Source organism: Kitasatospora sp. NPDC001539 (assembly GCF_040298565.1).
Taxonomy (GTDB): Bacteria; Actinomycetota; Actinomycetes; order Streptomycetales; family Streptomycetaceae; genus Kitasatospora.
Window position 1 is genome coordinate 1 of sequence record NZ_JBEPAK010000155.1, and the last position, 16,857, is coordinate 16,857.

The 16,857-nt window shown below is 74.3% G+C and carries 12 protein-coding genes, 1 tRNA gene, 1 pseudogene and 1 riboswitch; of the genes and pseudogenes, 11 read left to right on the forward strand and 3 right to left on the reverse strand.

All coding sequences use genetic code 11. The features are described 5' to 3' along the window. Positions 1–34: 34 nt before the first annotated feature. Complete coding sequence (gene murA, locus ABT247_RS22485) at positions 35–1,375, reverse strand: UDP-N-acetylglucosamine 1-carboxyvinyltransferase (protein WP_030283988.1); 1,341 nt, start codon at positions 1,373–1,375, stop codon at positions 35–37. A 308-nt stretch (positions 1,376–1,683) separates the two neighbouring features. On the opposite strand from murA, the gene ABT247_RS22490 reads away from it, so the two are divergent. The 6 genes and pseudogenes from ABT247_RS22490 to ABT247_RS22515 all read left to right on the forward strand — a co-directional run bounded on the left by ABT247_RS22490 (position 1,684) and on the right by ABT247_RS22515 (position 9,190). After that, positions 1,684–2,268, forward strand: coding sequence for a YqgE/AlgH family protein (locus ABT247_RS22490; protein ID WP_350744859.1), 585 nt, complete (start codon positions 1,684–1,686; stop codon positions 2,266–2,268). Between the two features lie 84 nt (positions 2,269–2,352). After that, the gene (locus tag ABT247_RS22495; RefSeq protein ID WP_196947467.1) at positions 2,353–2,631 is read left to right on the forward strand and encodes a DUF3039 domain-containing protein; all 279 of its coding nucleotides are present in this window, start codon (positions 2,353–2,355) and stop codon (positions 2,629–2,631) included. A 91-nt stretch (positions 2,632–2,722) separates the two neighbouring features. Then, entirely contained in the window at positions 2,723–4,333 is a 1,611-nt protein-coding gene (locus ABT247_RS22500; RefSeq protein WP_350744861.1) for a beta-N-acetylhexosaminidase, read from the forward strand. A gap of 332 nt (positions 4,334–4,665) precedes the next feature. Next, positions 4,666–5,532 (forward strand): FAD binding domain-containing protein, encoded by an 867-nt coding sequence (locus ABT247_RS22505; protein ID WP_350744877.1) that lies wholly within the window; start codon positions 4,666–4,668, stop codon positions 5,530–5,532. Positions 5,533–5,603: 71 nt separating this feature from the next. Next, positions 5,604–6,113 (forward strand): annotated as a pseudogene (locus ABT247_RS22510) ((2Fe-2S)-binding protein); the annotation flags it as partial. Positions 6,114–6,862: 749 nt separating this feature from the next. Then, complete coding sequence (locus ABT247_RS22515) at positions 6,863–9,190, forward strand: xanthine dehydrogenase family protein molybdopterin-binding subunit (RefSeq protein WP_350744863.1); 2,328 nt, start codon at positions 6,863–6,865, stop codon at positions 9,188–9,190. Between the two features lie 65 nt (positions 9,191–9,255). On the opposite strand, the gene ABT247_RS22520 is transcribed toward ABT247_RS22515, so the two are convergent. Further along, positions 9,256–9,327: transfer RNA gene (locus tag ABT247_RS22520), tRNA-Cys, on the reverse strand. Positions 9,328–9,410: 83 nt separating this feature from the next. Then, a riboswitch (guanidine-III (ykkC-III) riboswitch) is annotated at positions 9,411–9,477 on the forward strand. A 44-nt stretch (positions 9,478–9,521) separates the two neighbouring features. Between ABT247_RS22520 and ABT247_RS22525 the strand changes: the two genes are divergently transcribed. Both ABT247_RS22525 and ABT247_RS22530 read left to right on the forward strand, forming a co-directional pair. Further along, positions 9,522–9,836 carry a DMT family transporter gene (locus ABT247_RS22525; RefSeq protein WP_350744865.1) on the forward strand — a complete coding sequence of 105 codons (315 nt, stop codon included), beginning with the start codon at positions 9,522–9,524 and terminating at the stop codon, positions 9,834–9,836. A 103-nt stretch (positions 9,837–9,939) separates the two neighbouring features. Further along, the gene (locus ABT247_RS22530) at positions 9,940–11,379 is read left to right on the forward strand and encodes an MFS transporter (RefSeq protein ID WP_350744867.1); all 1,440 of its coding nucleotides are present in this window, start codon (positions 9,940–9,942) and stop codon (positions 11,377–11,379) included. A gap of 3 nt (positions 11,380–11,382) precedes the next feature. On the opposite strand, the gene ABT247_RS22535 is transcribed toward ABT247_RS22530, so the two are convergent. Next, positions 11,383–12,702 carry a polysaccharide deacetylase family protein gene (locus ABT247_RS22535; protein WP_350744869.1) on the reverse strand — a complete coding sequence of 440 codons (1,320 nt, stop codon included), beginning with the start codon at positions 12,700–12,702 and terminating at the stop codon, positions 11,383–11,385. 420 nt (positions 12,703–13,122) lie between these two features. Between ABT247_RS22535 and ABT247_RS22540 the strand changes: the two genes are divergently transcribed. From ABT247_RS22540 to ABT247_RS22550, 3 genes are all read left to right on the forward strand, one after another. Continuing rightward, positions 13,123–13,767, forward strand: a complete 645-nt coding sequence (locus ABT247_RS22540) for a class F sortase (protein WP_350744871.1) — start codon at positions 13,123–13,125, stop codon at positions 13,765–13,767. After that, positions 13,764–15,080 carry an alpha/beta hydrolase gene (locus tag ABT247_RS22545; protein ID WP_350744873.1) on the forward strand — a complete coding sequence of 439 codons (1,317 nt, stop codon included), beginning with the start codon at positions 13,764–13,766 and terminating at the stop codon, positions 15,078–15,080. The genes ABT247_RS22540 and ABT247_RS22545 overlap by 4 nt, the downstream gene beginning before the upstream one ends. Continuing rightward, a partial coding sequence (locus tag ABT247_RS22550; protein WP_350744875.1) for a rhomboid family intramembrane serine protease occupies positions 15,077–16,857 on the forward strand: 1,781 nt, incomplete at its 3' end. The genes ABT247_RS22545 and ABT247_RS22550, both read left to right, overlap by 4 nt.

Sequence of the window (16,857 nt, forward strand, 5' to 3'; positions counted from 1 at the left end):
GGGGAGCCCGGCCTCTCGCCGTAGGGGCCGCCGGTCAGGCGTCGACCAGCTGCTCGCTGGGCAGCTCCACGTGGGCGCCCAGGTCGCGCAGCTTCTCCATGAAGTTCTCGTAGCCGCGGTTGATCAGGTCGATGCCGTGCACGGTCGAGGTGCCCTCGGCCGCCAGCGCCGCGATCAGGTACGAGAAGCCGCCGCGCAGGTCCGGGATGACCAGCTCGGCGCCGATCAGCTTGGACGGGCCGGAGACGACCGCGGAGTGCAGGAAGTTGCGCGCGCCGAAGCGGCACGGGGTGCCGCCCAGGCACTCGCGGTACAGCTGGATGTGCGCACCCATCTGGTTGAGCGCGCCGGTGAAGCCCAGGCGCGACTCGTACACCGTCTCGTGCACGATGGACAGCCCGGTGGCCTGGGTCAGCGCCACCACCAGCGGCTGCTGCCAGTCGGTCTGGAAGCCCGGGTGCACGTCGGTCTCCAGGGCGATCGCCTTGAGCTCGCCGCCCGGGTGCCAGAAGCGGATGCCCTCGTCGTCCACCTCGAAGGCGCCGCCGACCTTCCGGAAGGTGTTCAGGAAGGTCATCATCTCCAGCTGGCGGGCGCCGCGGACGTAGATGTCGCCCTTGGTGGCGAGCGCCGCGCAGGCCCAGGAGGCGGCCTCCAGGCGGTCCGGCAGGGCGCGGTGGGTGTAGCCGCCCAGCTCGTCCACACCGGTGATCAGGATGGTGCGGTCGGTGCCCAGCGTGATGATCGCGCCCATCTTCTGCAGCACGCAGATCAGGTCGACGATCTCCGGCTCGATGGCCGCGTTGCGCAGCTCGGTGACGCCCTCCGCGAGGACGGCGGTGAGCAGCACCTGCTCGGTCGCGCCGACGGACGGGTAGGGCAGCTCGATCTTGGTGCCGCGCAGCCGCTGCGGGGCGACCAGGTAGGTGCCCTGGGGGTGCTTCTCGATGGTGGCGCCGAACTGGCGCAGCACCTCGAAGTGGAAGTCGACCGGACGGCCGCCGATGTCGCAGCCGCCGAGGCCGGGGATGAAGGCGTGGCCGAGGCGGTGCAGCAGCGGGCCGCAGAACAGGATCGGGATCCGCGAGGAGCCGGCGTGCGCGTCGATGTCGGCGACATTGGCGCTCTCGACGTGCGACGGGTCGAGGATCAGCTCGCCGTCCTCGTCGCCGGTGCGCACGGTCACGCCGTGCAGCTGCAGCAGGCCGCGGACCACCTTGACGTCGCGGATGTCCGGGACGTTGCGCAGTCTGCTGGGGCCCTGGCCGAGGAGGGCGGCAACCATGGCCTTGGGGACCAGGTTCTTCGCACCGCGGACGCGGATCTCGCCTTCGAGCGGGTTTCCGCCGTGGACCAGCAGGACGTCGTCGGTCATCGTTCTCGCAATCCGGGGTGCCAGAGGAGTGGGACGGGCTCCGGTCGGGAGCCGCTGGTGGACCGGTGGTACGGGCGTACGGGCGCGTTCGGGCCCCCGGAGAATCCGAGTCGGCACCGTAGAGGGGCGTCCACCATCCGTAGATGGTAGTGGGCGTGCCGATGGTTCCCGTGAGCCTCTCCCGTGATGGTGCTCTCTCCCGGGCCGCTCCCGCCCGCCGATACGGCCGTACGGGTGCTCGTCCGGCGTGGCGGGGTTTGGAGTGTTGCGGTGTCCGACCGGTGCTGTTCTGCGGGATCATGTGAGGCATGACGGCGGCCCATTCGCACGGAGGCCGGTCGCACACCGGCCGTCTGCTCGTCGCGACGCCCCTGCTCACCGACCCGAACTTCGCCAGAGCGGTGGTGCTCCTCCTCGACCACGACGTCGAGGGGGCGCTCGGCGTGGTCCTCAACCGGCCCACGCCGGTCGAGGTGGGCAGCGTGCTCGACGGCTGGAGCAGACTCGTCGGGCAGCCCGCGGTGGTCTTCCAGGGCGGCCCGGTGGCGCTGGACTCGGCGCTGGGCCTGGCCGTCGCACCGGGGGAGCCGGGCGGCGGGGAGCCGCTGGGCTGGCGGCGGGTGCACGGCGCGATCGGCCTGGTGGACCTGGAGGCGCCGCCCGAGGTGCTGGCCGGTGAACTGGGCAGCCTGCGGATCTTCGCCGGGTACGCCGGCTGGTCCCCGGGCCAGCTGGAGGCCGAGCTGGAGACCGGCGCCTGGTACCTGGTGGACTGCGAGCCGGGCGACGTCTCCAGCCCCGAGCCGGAGCGGCTGTGGCGCTCGGTGCTGCGGCGCCAGCGCGGGCCGCTGGCGCTGCTGGCGACCTACCCGGACGACCCGACGCTGAACTGACGCCCGCCCGGTGCCGCGCCGGTCGGACCGGTCGCCCGCGCGACACTGGCCGGGTTTCCGCGGGCGCCCATAGACTTGTCTCCTATGAGCACTCTTGAGCCCGAGCGCGGCCTCGGCACCGGCACCCTGGTCGAGCCCGTCCCGCAGGTGTCCCACGGGGACGGCGACCACGAGCGCTTCGCGCACTACGTCCAGAAGGACAAGATCATGGAGAGCGCGCTCTCCGGATCCCCGGTGGTCGCGCTCTGCGGCAAGGTGTGGGTGCCCGGGCGCGACCCGAAGAAGTACCCGGTCTGCCCGATGTGCAAGGAGATCTACGACGGCATCGGCAAGCCGCAGGGCGGCGACGGCGACGACAAGTAGTCGTCGGCCGCGGGCGGAACGCCGTTTTCCATAGCGCCGTGTTTCCGCAATGGTCTATGCCAATCGCTGCGCAGATGGGCAGGATGTCGGGATGGACCTCATCCCCGCACCGTCGAGTGCCGCCCGCCGCCCCGGCGAGGACTTCCCGCTGGACGCCGCCACCACGCTGACCGCGCCGCCGGAGCTGGCCGACGCCGAGCGCTGGCTGCGCGGGACGCTCTGCGCCGCCACCGGGCTGCCGCTCGGCCCCGGCCGGCCGGGCACGGGCATCGAGCTGGTCCGGGACGACGCGCTGGCCGCCGAGGCGTACCGGCTCACGGTGCGTCCCGGCCACGTCCTGCTTGCCGCGGGCGGCCCGGCCGGTGCGCTGTGGGGCGGCCAGACCCTGCGGCGGCTGCTGGGGCCGGACGCCCACCGGCGCGCCCCGCTGCGCCGCGAGGGCTGGGTGCTGCCCAGCGTCGACATCGAGGACGCCCCCCGCTTCGGCTGGCGCGGTGTGCTGCTGGACGTCGCCCGGCACTTCCTGCCCAAGGCCGACCTGCTGCGCTTCGTCGACCTGCTGGCCGTGCACAAGCTCAACGTGCTGCACCTGCACCTGACCGACGACCAGGGCTGGCGGGTGGAGATCAAGCGCTACCCGAGGCTGACCGGACGCGGCGCCTGGCGGGAGCGCTCGATGGTCGGCTACCGGACCGGTCAGCGCCGCGACGACCGCCCGCACGGCGGCTACTACACCCAGGACGACCTGCGCGAGATCGTCGCCTACGCGGCCGCGCGCGGGATCACCGTCGTCCCGGAGATCGACCTGCCCGGGCACACCCAGGCCGCCGTCGCGGCCTACCCCGAGCTGGGCAACACCGACGTGGTGGACACCGCCGCGCTCGGGGTGTGGACCGACTGGGGGGTGAGCCACAACGTCCTCAACGCCTCCGAGGAGACCCTGCGCTTCTTCGAGGGCGTGCTGGAGGAGGTCCTGGAAATCTTCCCCTCCGAGTTCGTCCACCTCGGCGGCGACGAGTGCCCCAAGGAGCAGTGGAAGGAGAGCGCCGCCGCGCAGGCCAGGATCCGCGAACTGGGCCTGGCCAACGAGGACGAACTGCAGAGCCACCTGATCCGGCACTTCGACCGCTGGCTGGCCGAGCGCGGCCGCCGGCTGATCGGCTGGGACGAGATCCTGGAGGGCGGACTGGCTCCCCGCGCGGCGGTGTCCTCCTGGCGGGGCTTCGGCGGGGGGATCACCGCCGCGCGGGCCGGCCACGACGTGGTGATGTGCCCGGAGCAGCACGTCTACCTCGACCACCGGCAGGCCGACGGGCCGGACGAGCCGATCCCGGTCGGCTTCGTGCGCACCCTGGAAGACGTCTACCGCTTCGAGCCCGTCCCGCCGCAGCTGGACGAGGCCGCGGCCCGGCACGTCATCGGCACCCAGGCGAACCTGTGGAGCGAGTTCGCGGACAGCGCCCGTGACCTCGACTACCGGGCCTTCCCCCGGCTGGCCGCCTTCGCCGAGGTCGCCTGGTCCGACCTGCCCGCCGAGCCGTCCGAACGGGACTTCGCGGGCTTCGAGCAGCGGTTGGCCGGGCACCTGCGGGTGCTGGACGCGCTCGGCGTCGAGTACCGCCCGGCCGACGGCCCGCTGCCCTGGCAGCGGCGGCCCGGGGTGGCCGGCCGACCGATCGACGGGCCACCGCCGGTGCGCTGACCGGGCCCGCCGCGCCTGTGCCGGCGGCGGTCGGAGCGGGTCGCGGGAACTTCCGGGCGGTCGCCCGACGTCAAGAACAGATGAACATCTGCCCAGGCCCTGCCCGGGCCGTGGCAGATACCGCCCGGTTTCGGTCCCAATCGGGCAGCCCCGTTCACCGGTCCCGGAATGATCATCGAGCATTGTGTGCCAGAGTTGCCCAACCCGGCCCGATCGCCCGTACCCTACGGGCCAGACCGGGCTGCTGACGCGGACAGCATGGCCGCAGCCGCGGGCGGCAGGCGATCGATGAGCAAGTGGAGCACGGTGGGACCCAGGTGAACCGGACGATCATGCTGCCGGCCTCGCTCGACGAGGCCGTCGACGCGCTGGCCGCCGCCCCGGCCGCGGTACCGGTGGCCGGAGCCACCGACCTCATGGAAGCCGTCAACGCCGGCCGGCTGCGCCCCGCCGCCCTGGTCGGCCTCGGCCGGATCACCGAACTGCGCGGCTGGCGCTACGAGGACGGCGGCACCGCCGTCCTCGGCGCCGGACTCACCCACGCCCGGATGGACCGCCCCGACTTCGCCGCGCTCATCCCCGCGCTCGCCGACGCCGCCCGCACCGCCGGCCCCCCGCAGGTCCGCAACGTCGGCACCCTCGGCGGCAACATCGTCACCGCCGCCCCGGCCGGCGACACCCTCCCGGTGCTCGCCGCCCTGGAGGCCGTCGTCACCCTCGCCCGGGCCGGCGGCAGCCGCGAGGTGCCGGTCAGTCACCTGCTCACCGGCCTGGACCCGGTGCGCCCCGGCGAACTGCTCACCTGGGTGCGGGTACCGCTGCTGCACGCGCCGCAGGTCTTCCTCAAGGCCACCGGCCGCAGCGGCCCGGACCGCGCCACCGCCTCCGTCGCCCTCGTCCTCGACCCGGCCCGGCGCGCCGTGCGCTGCGCCGTCGGAGCCGTCGCCCCGGTGCCGCTGCGCCCGCTGGAGGCCGAGGCCTGGGTGGCCGGCTGCATCGACTGGGACGGCAGCCGGGAGATCGACCCGGCCGCCACCGCCGCCTTCGGCGAGTACGTGGCCGCCGCCTGCGTCCCCGACAACTACGGCGCCGAGGGCGCCTGGGAGGCCGTGACCGAGGGGCCGACCGCGGCCGCCGTTCGGCTGCGGCGTACCGTATCGGTGCTGGCCCGACGGGCACTGGGAAGGGCGCTGAAGTGACGACAGACCCCATCGAGACCCTCGACGCCGACCCGCTCGGCCTCGCTCCGCAGGTCACCCGTGAGCTGCGCCCGTGCGCCTCCTACACGCTGCGGGTCAACGGTTTCGAACGGCCCGTCACCGACGCCTGGATCGGCGAGAGCCTGCTCTACGTGCTGCGCGAGCGGCTCGGCCTGGCCGGCGCCAAGGACGGCTGCGAGCAGGGCGAGTGCGGCGCCTGCTCGGTGCAGGTGGACGGCCAGCTGGTGGCCGGCTGCCTGGTGCCCGCCGCGCTGGCCGCGGACAGCGAGATCAACACCGTCGAGGGCCTGTCGGCCGACGGCGGCGCGAGCGACGTCCAGCAGGCCCTGGCCGCCTCCGGGGCCGTCCAGTGCGGCTACTGCACGCCCGGCATGGCGATGGCCGTGCACGACCTGCTCCAGCGCAACCACCGGCCCACCGAGGTCGAGGCCCGGCAGGCGCTGTGCGGCAACCTCTGCCGCTGCACCGGCTACCGGGGCGTCCTGGCCGCCGTCCAGAGCGTCGCCGACGCCCGGGCCCTGGAGGCCGAGGAGGCGGAGGAAGCCGCCGCGGCCGAGCAGTCGGCCGCCGAGGCCCCCGTCGAGGTGCCGGCCGACCGGCCCGCCGCCGCGGAGCCCGAGCCGGCCGCCGAGCCGCCGGTCCACACCGACGCCGACGCCTGGATCGAGCACGTCCCCCAGCCGGCCGCCGAGCCGGCCCCCCCGCCCGCCCCGGCCGACCCCGGGTACACCGACCCCGGGTACACCGACCCCGGATACGCCGACGGCGGCTACGACACCGGCGTGTACGACACCGCCCCGCCGGCCGCGATGCACCCCGGCATCCCCGCCCAGGCCACCGGCGACCAGGTCTACTACCCGCAGGGCTACCCCGAGCAGCCCTACCAGGCCACCCCCGCGCACGGCGGCTACGTGCCGGCCGGCTACCCGGACGGCCACCAGCCGCCGAACGGCTACGACAGCGGCTACGACACCGGCTACGACGCCCCGGTCTACGAGCCCACCCCCGCGCACGGCACTCCGTTGCCTGGTACCGGTTACGACGGAACCCCCGCGCACGGCACCCCGCTGCCCGGTACCGGTTACGAGGGCACGCCCGCGCACGGCACCCCGCTGCCCGGTACCGGCTACGACGGAACCCCCGCGCACGGCACCCCGCTGCCCGGTACCGGCTACGACGGCACGCCCGCGCACGGCACCCCGTACGCCGACCCGCACGGTGCTCCGGCCGAGGGCGGTGCCCCGGCCGGCATCCCGTACACCGCCACCCCCGCCCACGGCACCCGCCTCCCCGAGGACGACCACGCATCATGACGTCGCCTACCGACATCGGCGCAGCACTCCAGCAGGACGGCGGCGAGGGCGGCGCACCGGAGCCCTTCGGCCTGGGCAGCTCACCGCTGCGCACCGACGCGCTGCCCAAGGCGCTCGGCATCTACCCCTACGCCGCCGACCTGTGGGCCGAGGGCCTGCTGTGGGGCGCGGTGCTGCGCTCCCCGCACCCGCACGCCCGGATCCGCGGCATCGACACCTCGGCCGCACTGGCCCTGCCCGGCGTGCACGCGGTGGTCACCGCCGCCGACCTGCCGCCCGGCCCGGACGGCGCCCCGGACGGCGCTCCGGCCGGCCCGATCGTCGCCGACCGGCCGGTGCTGGCCTCCGGCGTGGTGCGCCACCACGGCGAGCCGATCGCCGCGGTGGCCGCCGACCACCCGGACACCGCCCGGCTGGCGGTCGGTCTGATCGCCGTCGACTACGAGCTCCTGGAGGCGGTGACCGACCCCGAGCAGGCCTTCACCGCGCCGCCGCTGCACCCGGACGGCAACCTGTTCCGCCACCTGCCGCTGCGCACCGGGGACCCGGAGGCGGTCGGCGAGATCGTCGTCGAGGGCCTCTACCAGGTCGGCCGGCAGGACCCGGCCCCGCTCGGCGCCGAGGCCGGGCTGGCCGTGCCGCGCCCGGACGGCGGGGTCGAACTGCACCTGTCCTCCACCGACCCGCACGGCGACCGCGACCGCACCGCCGCCTGCCTGGGCCTGGAGCCGGACCGCGTCCGGCTGGTGGTCACCGGCGTGCCCGGCGCCACCACCGACCGCGAGGACCTCTCCTTCCAGGTCACCCTGGCCCTCCTGGCGCTGCGCACCGGCCGCCCGGTGAAGATGACGCTGACCCGCGAGGAGTCCTTCCACACCCACACCTCGCGCCACCCCGCGCTCCTGCGCTACCGCCACCACGCCGACGCCGACGGCACCCTGGTGAAGGTCGAGGCGCAGATCCTGCTGGACGGCGGCGCCTACGCGGACGTCTCCGCCGAGGCGCTGGCCGCCGCGACGGCCTTCTCGGTCGGCCCGTACGTCTGCCCGAACGTGTTCGTGGACGCCTGGGCGGTGCGCACCAACAACCCGCCGGCCGGGCGGATGCGCGGCGAGGGCGCGTTGCAGGCCTGCTTCGCGTACGAGTCGCAGCTGGACCAACTGGCCGCCCGGGTAGGCGTGGACCCGGTGGAGATCCGCCGCCGCAACGCGATGTCCACCGGCGACCCGCTGCCCACCGGACAGGCCGTCACCTGCCCGGCGCCGGTGAAGGCGCTGCTGGACGCGGTGGCGGCCGAGCCGCTGCCGGCCCTGCCGGTGGACGACCCGGACGCCGAGTGGCTGCTGCCCGGCGGGCCCGGCGGCGCCGGGGACCCGTCCGCGGTGCGCCGGGGCATCGGCTACGCCGTCGGCATGGTGCACATGCTGGGCGCCGAGGGCGAGGACGAGGTCTCCACCGCCACCGTGCGGGTCAGCGGCGACCACGCCACGGTGATCTGCGCGGCGGTCGACGCCGGGCAGGGCTTCGCCACGCTGGCCCGGCAGATCGTGCAGACGGTGCTGGGCGTCAGCGAGGTCTACATCGCCCCGGCCGACAGCGACCAGTCGATCGCCGGGCCCTCGGCCCGGGGCCGGCACACCTGGGTCTCCGGCGGCGCGGTCGAGCGGGCCGCCCTGATGGTCCGTCACCAGCTGCTGCAGCCGATCGCGGCCAACTTCGGGATGTCCGCGGAACTGCTGCAGATCGCCGACGGCAAGATCACCTCGTACGACGGGGTGCTCGGCATGCCGGTCGCCGAGGCGCTGGAGGGCAAGGAGCTCTGGGCCACCGCGCAGTGCCGGCCGCACCCGACCGAGCCGCTGGACGAGTCCGGGCAGGGCGACGCCTTCGTCTCCATCTCCTTCTGCGCGATGCGCGCGGTGGTGGACGTGGACATCGAGCTGGGCGCCGTCCGGGTGGTCGAGATGACCGTGGCCCAGGACGTCGGCCGGGCGCTGAACCCCCGCCAGATCGAGGACCGGATCGAGGCCGGCGTGGCCCAGGGCGTGGGCCTGGCGCTGATGGAGGACCTCCGGACCTCCGGCGGCGTGCTGTGCAACCCCTCGCTGACCGGCTACCGGCTGCCGACCTCCCTGGACACCCCGGAGGTGCGGATCGCCGCGCTGCTGGAGGAGCGGGACGTGGTCGCCACCTTCGGCGCCAAGGCGGTCAGCGCGGTGCCCGCGGTGGTCGCCCCGGCGGCGGTGGCCGCCGCCGTCCGGGCCGCCACCGGCCTGCCGGTCGGCCGGCTGCCGATCCGGCCGGAGGACGCGGTCACGGCCTGACCGGAAAGCGGGAAAAGGGAATTGCCGGTCGACTTCCGAGTCGACCGGCAATTCCCTTTTCTTCGAGGCCGTGGCGGGAATCGAACCCGCGTGCACCGCTTTGCAGACGGTCCCCTCAGCCACTCGGGCACACGGCCAGTGAATTCAGGATGGCGCAGTGTCCGAATGGGGTCAATGACGCTTTGTAAATTCTGTATGGCAATGTGTGCTACCGTCGGAAGCGGTGGCTGCTTTTCCCGCCACTCCGGACGAGCGCGTCGTACCCGGTGACGACAAGACGACGCAGTTCAGCGGCAATCCGGCCGCTGTGGACTGCGGAGGTACGGCCGTCATGGCTTGGCTCGTTCTGATCGTCTCGGGTCTCCTGGAGACCGTCTGGGCGGTGGCCCTGGATTCGTCCAAGGGGTTCTCCCGCCCCGTTCCCACCCTGGTGTTCGGCGTCGCCCTGCTGCTCAGCATGGGCGGTCTGGCGTACGCGATGCGCACCATTCCGATCGGCACCGGGTACGCGGTGTGGGTCGGCATCGGTGCGGTCGGCACCGCCCTGTACGGCATGGCCGTCCTCGGGGACGCGGTGACCATGGCCCGGATCGGCTGCCTGGTGCTGATCGTCGCCGGCGTGGTGGGGCTCAAGGTCCTGCACTGAGGCCGCCGCGCGAGGCCGCCCGCCGGTCCTAGGCCCGCGGACGGAGGCGATCACCGACTCCGGTCAGGGGCTATCCGGGCGGACGGCTCTTACGATGTCAGTCATGACCACTGCCTCCTCCACCTCGGTCGACCCCACCTCGATACCCGACGGAACCGACTCCGGTGGCGGGGTCCTCAGCGGCCGCTACCGCGCGCTGACGCTGGGGATCGTCTCGGTGGTCCTGGTGATCGCCTTCGAGGCGACGGCCGTCAACACCGCGATGCCGACCGCGGCCCGCCAGCTGGACGGCCTGGGGCTGTACGCCTTCGCCTTCTCCGGCTACTTCACTACCACGCTGTTCGCGCTGGTCGTCTCCGGGCAGTGGTGCGACCGGCGCGGGCCGATGCGGCCGCTGTTCACCGGCATCGCGGTGTTCGGCGCCGGCCTGGTGGTGGCCGGGACGGCACCCGGCATGTGGGTGTTCGTGGCCGGGCGGGCGATCCAGGGCCTGGGCGGCGGACTGGTGATCGTCGCGCTGTACGTGGTGGTCGGCCGGGCCTACCCGGAGCGGCTGCGGCCGGCGGTGTTCGCCGCGTTCTCCTCCGCCTGGGTGCTGCCCTCGATCATCGGGCCGCTGGTCTCCGGGGCCGTCACCCAGCACCTGGGGTGGCGCTGGGTGTTCCTGGCGGTGCCGGTGCTGCTCCTGCTGCCGCTGGCCGTGATGGGCCCCGCGCTGGCCCGTTCCGAGCGGGAGCACCCGGTGCTCAGGGGAGCGGACTTCGACCGTCGCCGCACCCTGCTGGCCGCGATGGCCGCGGTCGGCGCGGGCCTGCTGCAGTACGCGGGCCAGCGGCGGGACCTGGTCGGGCTGGTCCCCGGGATCGCCGGCGCGGCGCTGCTGGTTCCGGCCGTCCTGGGCCTGCTGCCGCCGCGGACCCTGCGGGCCGGGCGCGGGCTGCCGACGGTCATCCTGCTGCGCGGGCTGGCGGCCGGGGCGTTCCTCGGGGCCGAGGCCTTCGTGCCGCTGATGATGGCCACCCAGCGCGACCTCTCGCCGACGCTGTCCGGGCTGACCCTGACCAGCGGCGGGCTCACCTGGGCGCTGGGCTCCTGGCTGCAGGGGCGGCCGGGGGCCGAGCGCCACCGCGAGGCGATGATCAAGGGCGGCCTGGTGCTGACCGGGGTGGCGATCGCCGGTGCCGCCCTGGTGCTGGTCCCGGCGGTGCCGGCCTGGGTGGCGTCGGTGGCCTGGGCCGTCGGCGGGGTCGGGATGGGCCTGGCGGTCGCGACCATCAGCGTGCTGATGATGAAGCTGTCCGCTCCGCAGGACGCCGGGGCCAACTCGGCGGCCCTGCAGATGAGCGATGCGCTGGGCAACGTGCTGCTGACGGGCCTGGCCGGGGTGCTGTTCGCGGCGCTGGGCGGCGGTTCGCTCGCCGCCGCCCAGGACGGTGCCGACGCTGCCGGCTCGCCCGCCGCCTTCGCGGTGATCCTGCTGGTGATGGCCGGGGTGGCGCTGCTGGGGGCGCTGCTCTCCGGCCGGGTCCGCACCCGGTCCTGACGGTCAGCCGACGGCGGTGGCGGTGGCGGTGGCGGTGGGAGAGGGCGCGGGGGCCGGGGGCGCCGCCGGGGTGCCGAGGAAGTTCTCCCAGCCGCCGGTCGGCGCCTGCCCGGGGGCGAGGCTCTGCAGCTTGCGCAGCACCGCGGGGTCCTGGGCGTCGAGCCAGTCCACCAGCTGGCGGAAGGAGACCAGCCGCACCTCGGGCTTGTCCGCGATGGCCTTGAGCACGTCCTCGACGGCGTTCATGTAGATGCCGCCGTTCCACTCCTCGAAGTGGTTGCCGATGATGTACGGCGCCCGGTTGCTGTGGTAGGTGCGGTCGAAGCCCATCAGGTAGGCGTCCCGGGCCTGGGCCTGGAAGCCGGGGTAGAGCGCCGGGTCGGCCTTGGTGTTGGGGCCGCACTGGTTGAACATGATGTTGTAGTCCATCGACAGCACCTGGAAGGTGTGCCCGGGGAAGGGGATGGACTGCAGGGGGAGGTCCCACAGCGCGCCGCCCTGGATCTTCTGCGGCCACACCTGGGTGCCGTTGCCGCTGCTGTCGTAGCGCCAGCCGCGCTTGACCGCGGTGGGCAGCAGGTTGCGCTGGCCCTCCAGACAGGGGGTGCGGCTGCCGATCAGCTCCTTGCGGTAGTCGAAGGGCAGCGCCGGCAGGTCGGTGAAGCCGGTGTTGGTGCGCCAGTTCATCACGAAGTCCATGGCCTGCTGGATCTCGCTGTCCCACTCCTCCGGGGACCACTTGCCGACGCCGGTGGCGCCGCAGAAGTGGCCGTTGAAGTGGGTGCCGATCTCGTGGCCCTCCAGCCAGGCGGCGTGCACGTTCTCCAGGGTGTCGTGGATGTGCTGGTCGCTCAGGTAGCCGATCTCGGAGGCGCCGACCTTGTGCTGCGGCGGGCGGTACAGGTCCTTCTTGGACTCCGGCAGCAGGTAGAGCCCGCTGAGGAAGAAGGTCATCGAGGCGTTGTGCTCGCGGGCCAGCCGGCGGAAGCGGCCGAACAGGCCGTTGTCGAGCTCGCCGGCGCCGTCCCAGGAGAAGACCACGAACTGCGGCGGGCGCTGGCCGGGCTGGAGCCGGTCGGGGACGGGCTGGTGCGGCTGGGCGCCGGTGTCGGAGGTCGAGCCGTCGCCGATCAGGACGACCTGCGGCTTCTGCGGCGCCGGGGCCGGGACGGCGCTCGGCGCGTCGCCGGTCGGGCCGGTCGGGGCGCCGCCCGTCACGTGCTCCCCGCCGCCGCCCGACCGGTCGCTGCCGCAGCCGGCCGCGAGGGTGGCGGCGGTGGCCGCTCCGGCGGCCAACAGGCTGCGGCGGGTGAGAGCGTCCATGGTCACTCCGTTCATGAGGCGTTCGGCAGGCGTACGGCGTGCGGAAGTCCGGTCGGGCTGGAGGAGCGATAGAACCCACTCGGCTGGGCTTGCTGGTCGGGTCAGCATGGCATGTGGGCGGAATCGGTCGGAGAGGCGCATCGAACGGTCGGAATCGATCGCCCGATTGACGCAACCGAACGGGTGGGCCACATCGTCGAGCTGTTCGAACGAGTGGTTCCGCGGAGCCCGTACGCGGAAGGCCCCCGTCACGCACGGTGCCCGGGCCCGCACCGGGCGCACGGACGGGCCTCGCGACCCTGCCGATCGGCGGGTGCGAATACGACCCTGGTGCGGACGTGCCTTAGGGTCCGATCCGATTGAATGAGTTCCCAGGAAACTCCCAGGAAGCGGGATTCCGGTCGGCAGAGGGGAGCGCCCGTGGGCGTCCAGCACAGCAGGAGCCCCTGGCCGGGCACCCTGGCGGCCGGCACCGCGCTGGTGTTCGGCGCCTGGCTGCTGCACGACGGCGGCGCGCCGGTGCTGCCGCCCGCCCCGGCAGCGGGGCAGGCGCTGTCCGGCTTCGCGCCGGTCTCCGTCGTCCCGCCGCTCGGCCCGTCCGCCCCGACCCGGATCCGCATCCCGGCCGTCCGCCTGGACGCCCCCGTCACCGGACTCGGCCTGGACGCCGCCGGACACCTCCAGACCCCGCCCGAAGCCGACCGCAACCTCGCCGGGTGGTACCGCGGCGGCGCAACCCCGGGCCAGCGGGGAACCGCCATCCTGGCGGGCCACGTCGACACCAGGACCGGCCCGGCCGTCTTCTACCACCTGGGGGCGCTCCACCGCGGAGACCGGGTCGAGATCGCCCGGGCCGACGGCGCCACCGCCGTCTACCAGCTGTACGCCATCGAAGTGCACGACCGAAAGGACTTCCCGGACGACCGGGTGTACCGCCAGGCCTCCGACGCGCAACTGCGGGTGATCACCTGCGGCGGCGCCTACAGCGAGGAGCACGGCTACGAGGGCAACGTCGTCGCCTACGGCTTCCTGGCCGACACCACCCCGCCGGGCAAAGCCGCATGACCACGCTCACCCTCGCCTCCCGCTGGAACCCGATCGACTGGCCGCTCACCCACGGCCCGATCCCCTACGCCGTGCTCGCCGCGGGCTGGGGGGCGTTCGCCCTGCTGGCCCTCTCCCGGCACGAGCGCTGGCGCGCCCCGCGGATGCTCGGCGCCCTGCTGGCGGGCGGCGCCCTGACCGCCCTGGTGAAGGTCGCCGTCGACAGCTGGTGGCGTCCCTTCCCGGAGGGCACCCCGGACTTCGTGATGCGCTGGATAGCCGTCGCGCTGTTCGGCATATCCCTGCTCTGCTTCCGGGCGCCGCTGCTGTCCAACCGCCGCCGGCTGCTGGCGGTCGGCGGCGTCGCCCTGGTCGTGGTGATGGCCGCCTCGCAGATCAACCGGGGCTTCGACCAGTACCCGACCGCCCGGTCGATGCTGGCCCCGCCGACCGACGAGCTGACCAGGGGCCGGGCCGCCGCCGTCGTACGGAGCGCGCCGGACCGCCCCCTCTCCGAGACCTGGCACGCCCCGCCCGGCCTGCCCGCCAAGGGCACCCTCTCCACCGTGACCATCCCCGGGCCCGCCTCCGGCTTCTCCGCCCGGCCGGGATACGTCTACCTGCCGCCCGCCTACCAGGCCGACCCCCGGCCGCTGCTGCCCGTCGTGGTGCTGCTGCCCGGCCAGCCCGGCGCCCCGGAGGACTGGGTCAACTCCGGAGCCATCCGGGACACCCTGGACGCCTTCGCCGCCGAGCACCAGGGCCTGGCCCCGATCGTCGTGGTCGCCGACGAGACCGGCGGCCAGTTCTCCAACCCGCTCTGCATGGACTCGCGGATCGCCAAGTCGCAGACCTACCTGGCCGTCGACATCCCGGACTGGATCCACCGCAACCTGCAGACCGCCACCGGCCGCACCTCGCTCGCCATCGGCGGGCTCTCGCTCGGCGGGACCTGCTCGCTCCAGCTGGCCCTCAACGCCCCGGACGTGTACGGCGCCTTCCTGGACATCTCCGGCCAGGACGAGCCGACCCTGGGCAGCCACGGCGAGACGGTGGCCAAGGCCTTCGACGGGGACGAGAACGCCTTCGCCGCCGTCGACCCGATGCACCTGATGACCCGCAGGCAGTTCCCCGACACCGCCGGCATGTTCGTGGTCGGCGCCGACGACCCATGGTACCGGCCGGGACAGGAGAAGATGTACGCGGCGGCGCAGGCGGCCGGGATGAAGGTCGGCTTCCAGACCATCCCCGGCTGGCACAGCTGGGTGGTGTTCCGGCAGGCCTTCGAGCAGAACCTGCCCTGGCTCGCCCGGCAGAGCGGACTGATCCGGTGAACCGCACCCTGGCGGCCCCGGCGGCTTCCGCGGCGCCCGCGGACCCCGTGGTCCAGGCCCCGCCGCCGGCCGCCGAGCGCGGGCGGGACGCCGACCTCGCCCCGGTCACCCGGACGGCCGGGCCGCGGCCGCAGCGGGTGCGGCGGGCGGCCCGGGCACTCGGCGACCGGCTGCGCGCGGCGCCGCTGAGCCTGGCGCTGCTGGCCGCGCTCTGGGCGGTCGGCGCGGCCACCGGGAGCCTGTCCGCCGGGCCGTCCCGGCGGCTGCTCGGCCACGCCGGCGTCGGCCTGCCCACCCTCGCCGAGGGCCGCTGGTGGACACCGGTGACCTCCCTGCTGTGGTGCTCGGGGATCGGCGCGTACGTCTTCACCAGCCTGCTGCTGCTCCTGGTCGGCCCCGCGGCCGAACGGCGGCTCGGACGGCTGCGCACCCTCGGGGTGCTGGTGGGCGGCCAGGTCGTCGGCACCCTGCTGGGCGCCGGGCTGGTCGCGCTCGGCTCCGCGGCGGGGGAGCAGTGGACCGCCTCGGTGGCCGACCAGGTGTCGGTCGGCCCCGGCGTCGGACTGTTCGCCCTGGCCGGGGTGCTCGGCTACCGGCTCACCGTGCTGTGGCGCCGCCGGCTGCACCTGCTGGTGCTGCTCGTCCCGCTGGTCATGACGCTGTACGTCGGCCACCTGCAGAGCGTCCAGCGGTGCTCCGCCGCGCTGGTCGGGCTGGGCGTCGGCGCGCTGCTCAGCCGCGGCCGGCCCTACCTGCACAGCCACGGCTCCTCGCACACCGAGACCCGGGTGCTGGTGGCGCTCTGCCTGGTCGCCGCCGCCTGCGGGCCGCTGATCGCCTCGCTCTACGACAACGCCAGCGGGCCGTTCAACACCTTCTCCGAGCTGTACTTCTCGCACCGGCTCAGCCCGGACGAGGTCGCCGACTTCTGCGCGGTCTCGGCGCACGAATGCGCCCGGGCGCACGCCGTCGAGCGGATCTTCGACACCCCGGGGCGGCTGATGGCCGCGCTGTTCCCGGCGCTGCTGCTGGTGCTCGCCGCGGGCCTGCGCCGGGGGCTGATCCTCGCCTGGCGGATCACCGTCGCCACCGAACTGCTCTGGGTGGCCCTGCTGGCCTGGCTGTACCTGGACGCCGGGCCGGTCAGCGGGGACGTGGTGCAGTACTTCGTCGAGGCGATGCTGCTGCCGCTGCTGACCACCGGCCTGCTGCTGGCCACCCGGCAGCGGTTCCGGGTGCGGCTGTCCGGCCGGGCGGTGCGCCGGCTGGCCGGGGTGGTCGGCGGGGCCGCGCTGCTCTGCTCGGCCGCGTACGTGGGACTCGGACGGCTGGTGGCCGGGCAGTTCGAGCCGGGGGCGACCGTCCGCCGACTGCTGCACGGGCTGCCGGCCCAGTTCCTGCCGCCCGCCTACAACGACCTGACGCCGGACTACCCGATCGCGGTCGGCCCGGTGGCGCTGTTCCTGGAGACGTACTGCGGGCTGGCGTTCTGGGTGGTCACGCTGGGCGCGCTGCTGACGGTCTTCCGCCGGCCGGTGCTGCACACCGACGCGGCGGCGGCCGCCCGCGCCAGGGCGCTGCTCACCGCGCACGGCGGCGGCACGCTGTCCTTCATCACCACCTGGGACGGCAACCACTACTGGTTCGACGAGGACGGCCGCGCCGCCGTCGCCTACCGGCTGGTGGGCACCGTGGCCCTGACCACCGGGGACCCGTTCGGGGCCCCGGACGCACGGGCCGGCGCAGTGGCCGGGGTCGCACGACACGAGCTCGCCCG

Bases quoted from the DNA above. Each gene is read 5' to 3' on its own strand.
- ABT247_RS22495 (WP_196947467.1), top strand. From the start codon at position 2,353: ATGAGCACTCTTGAGCCCGAGCGCGGCCTCGGCACCGGCACCCTGGTC.
- ABT247_RS22530 (WP_350744867.1), top strand. From the start codon at position 9,940: ATGACCACTGCCTCCTCCACCTCGGTCGACCCCACCTCGATACCCGAC.
- murA (WP_030283988.1), bottom strand. From the start codon at position 1,375: ATGACCGACGACGTCCTGCTGGTCCACGGCGGAAACCCGCTCGAAGGC.
- ABT247_RS22490 (WP_350744859.1), top strand. From the start codon at position 1,684: ATGACGGCGGCCCATTCGCACGGAGGCCGGTCGCACACCGGCCGTCTG.
- ABT247_RS22545 (WP_350744873.1), top strand. From the start codon at position 13,764: ATGACCACGCTCACCCTCGCCTCCCGCTGGAACCCGATCGACTGGCCG.
- ABT247_RS22515 (WP_350744863.1), top strand. From the start codon at position 6,863: ATGACGTCGCCTACCGACATCGGCGCAGCACTCCAGCAGGACGGCGGC.
- ABT247_RS22535 (WP_350744869.1), bottom strand. From the start codon at position 12,702: ATGGACGCTCTCACCCGCCGCAGCCTGTTGGCCGCCGGAGCGGCCACC.
- ABT247_RS22525 (WP_350744865.1), top strand. From the start codon at position 9,522: ATGGCTTGGCTCGTTCTGATCGTCTCGGGTCTCCTGGAGACCGTCTGG.
- ABT247_RS22500 (WP_350744861.1), top strand. From the start codon at position 2,723: ATGGACCTCATCCCCGCACCGTCGAGTGCCGCCCGCCGCCCCGGCGAG.
- ABT247_RS22505 (WP_350744877.1), top strand. From the start codon at position 4,666: ATGCTGCCGGCCTCGCTCGACGAGGCCGTCGACGCGCTGGCCGCCGCC.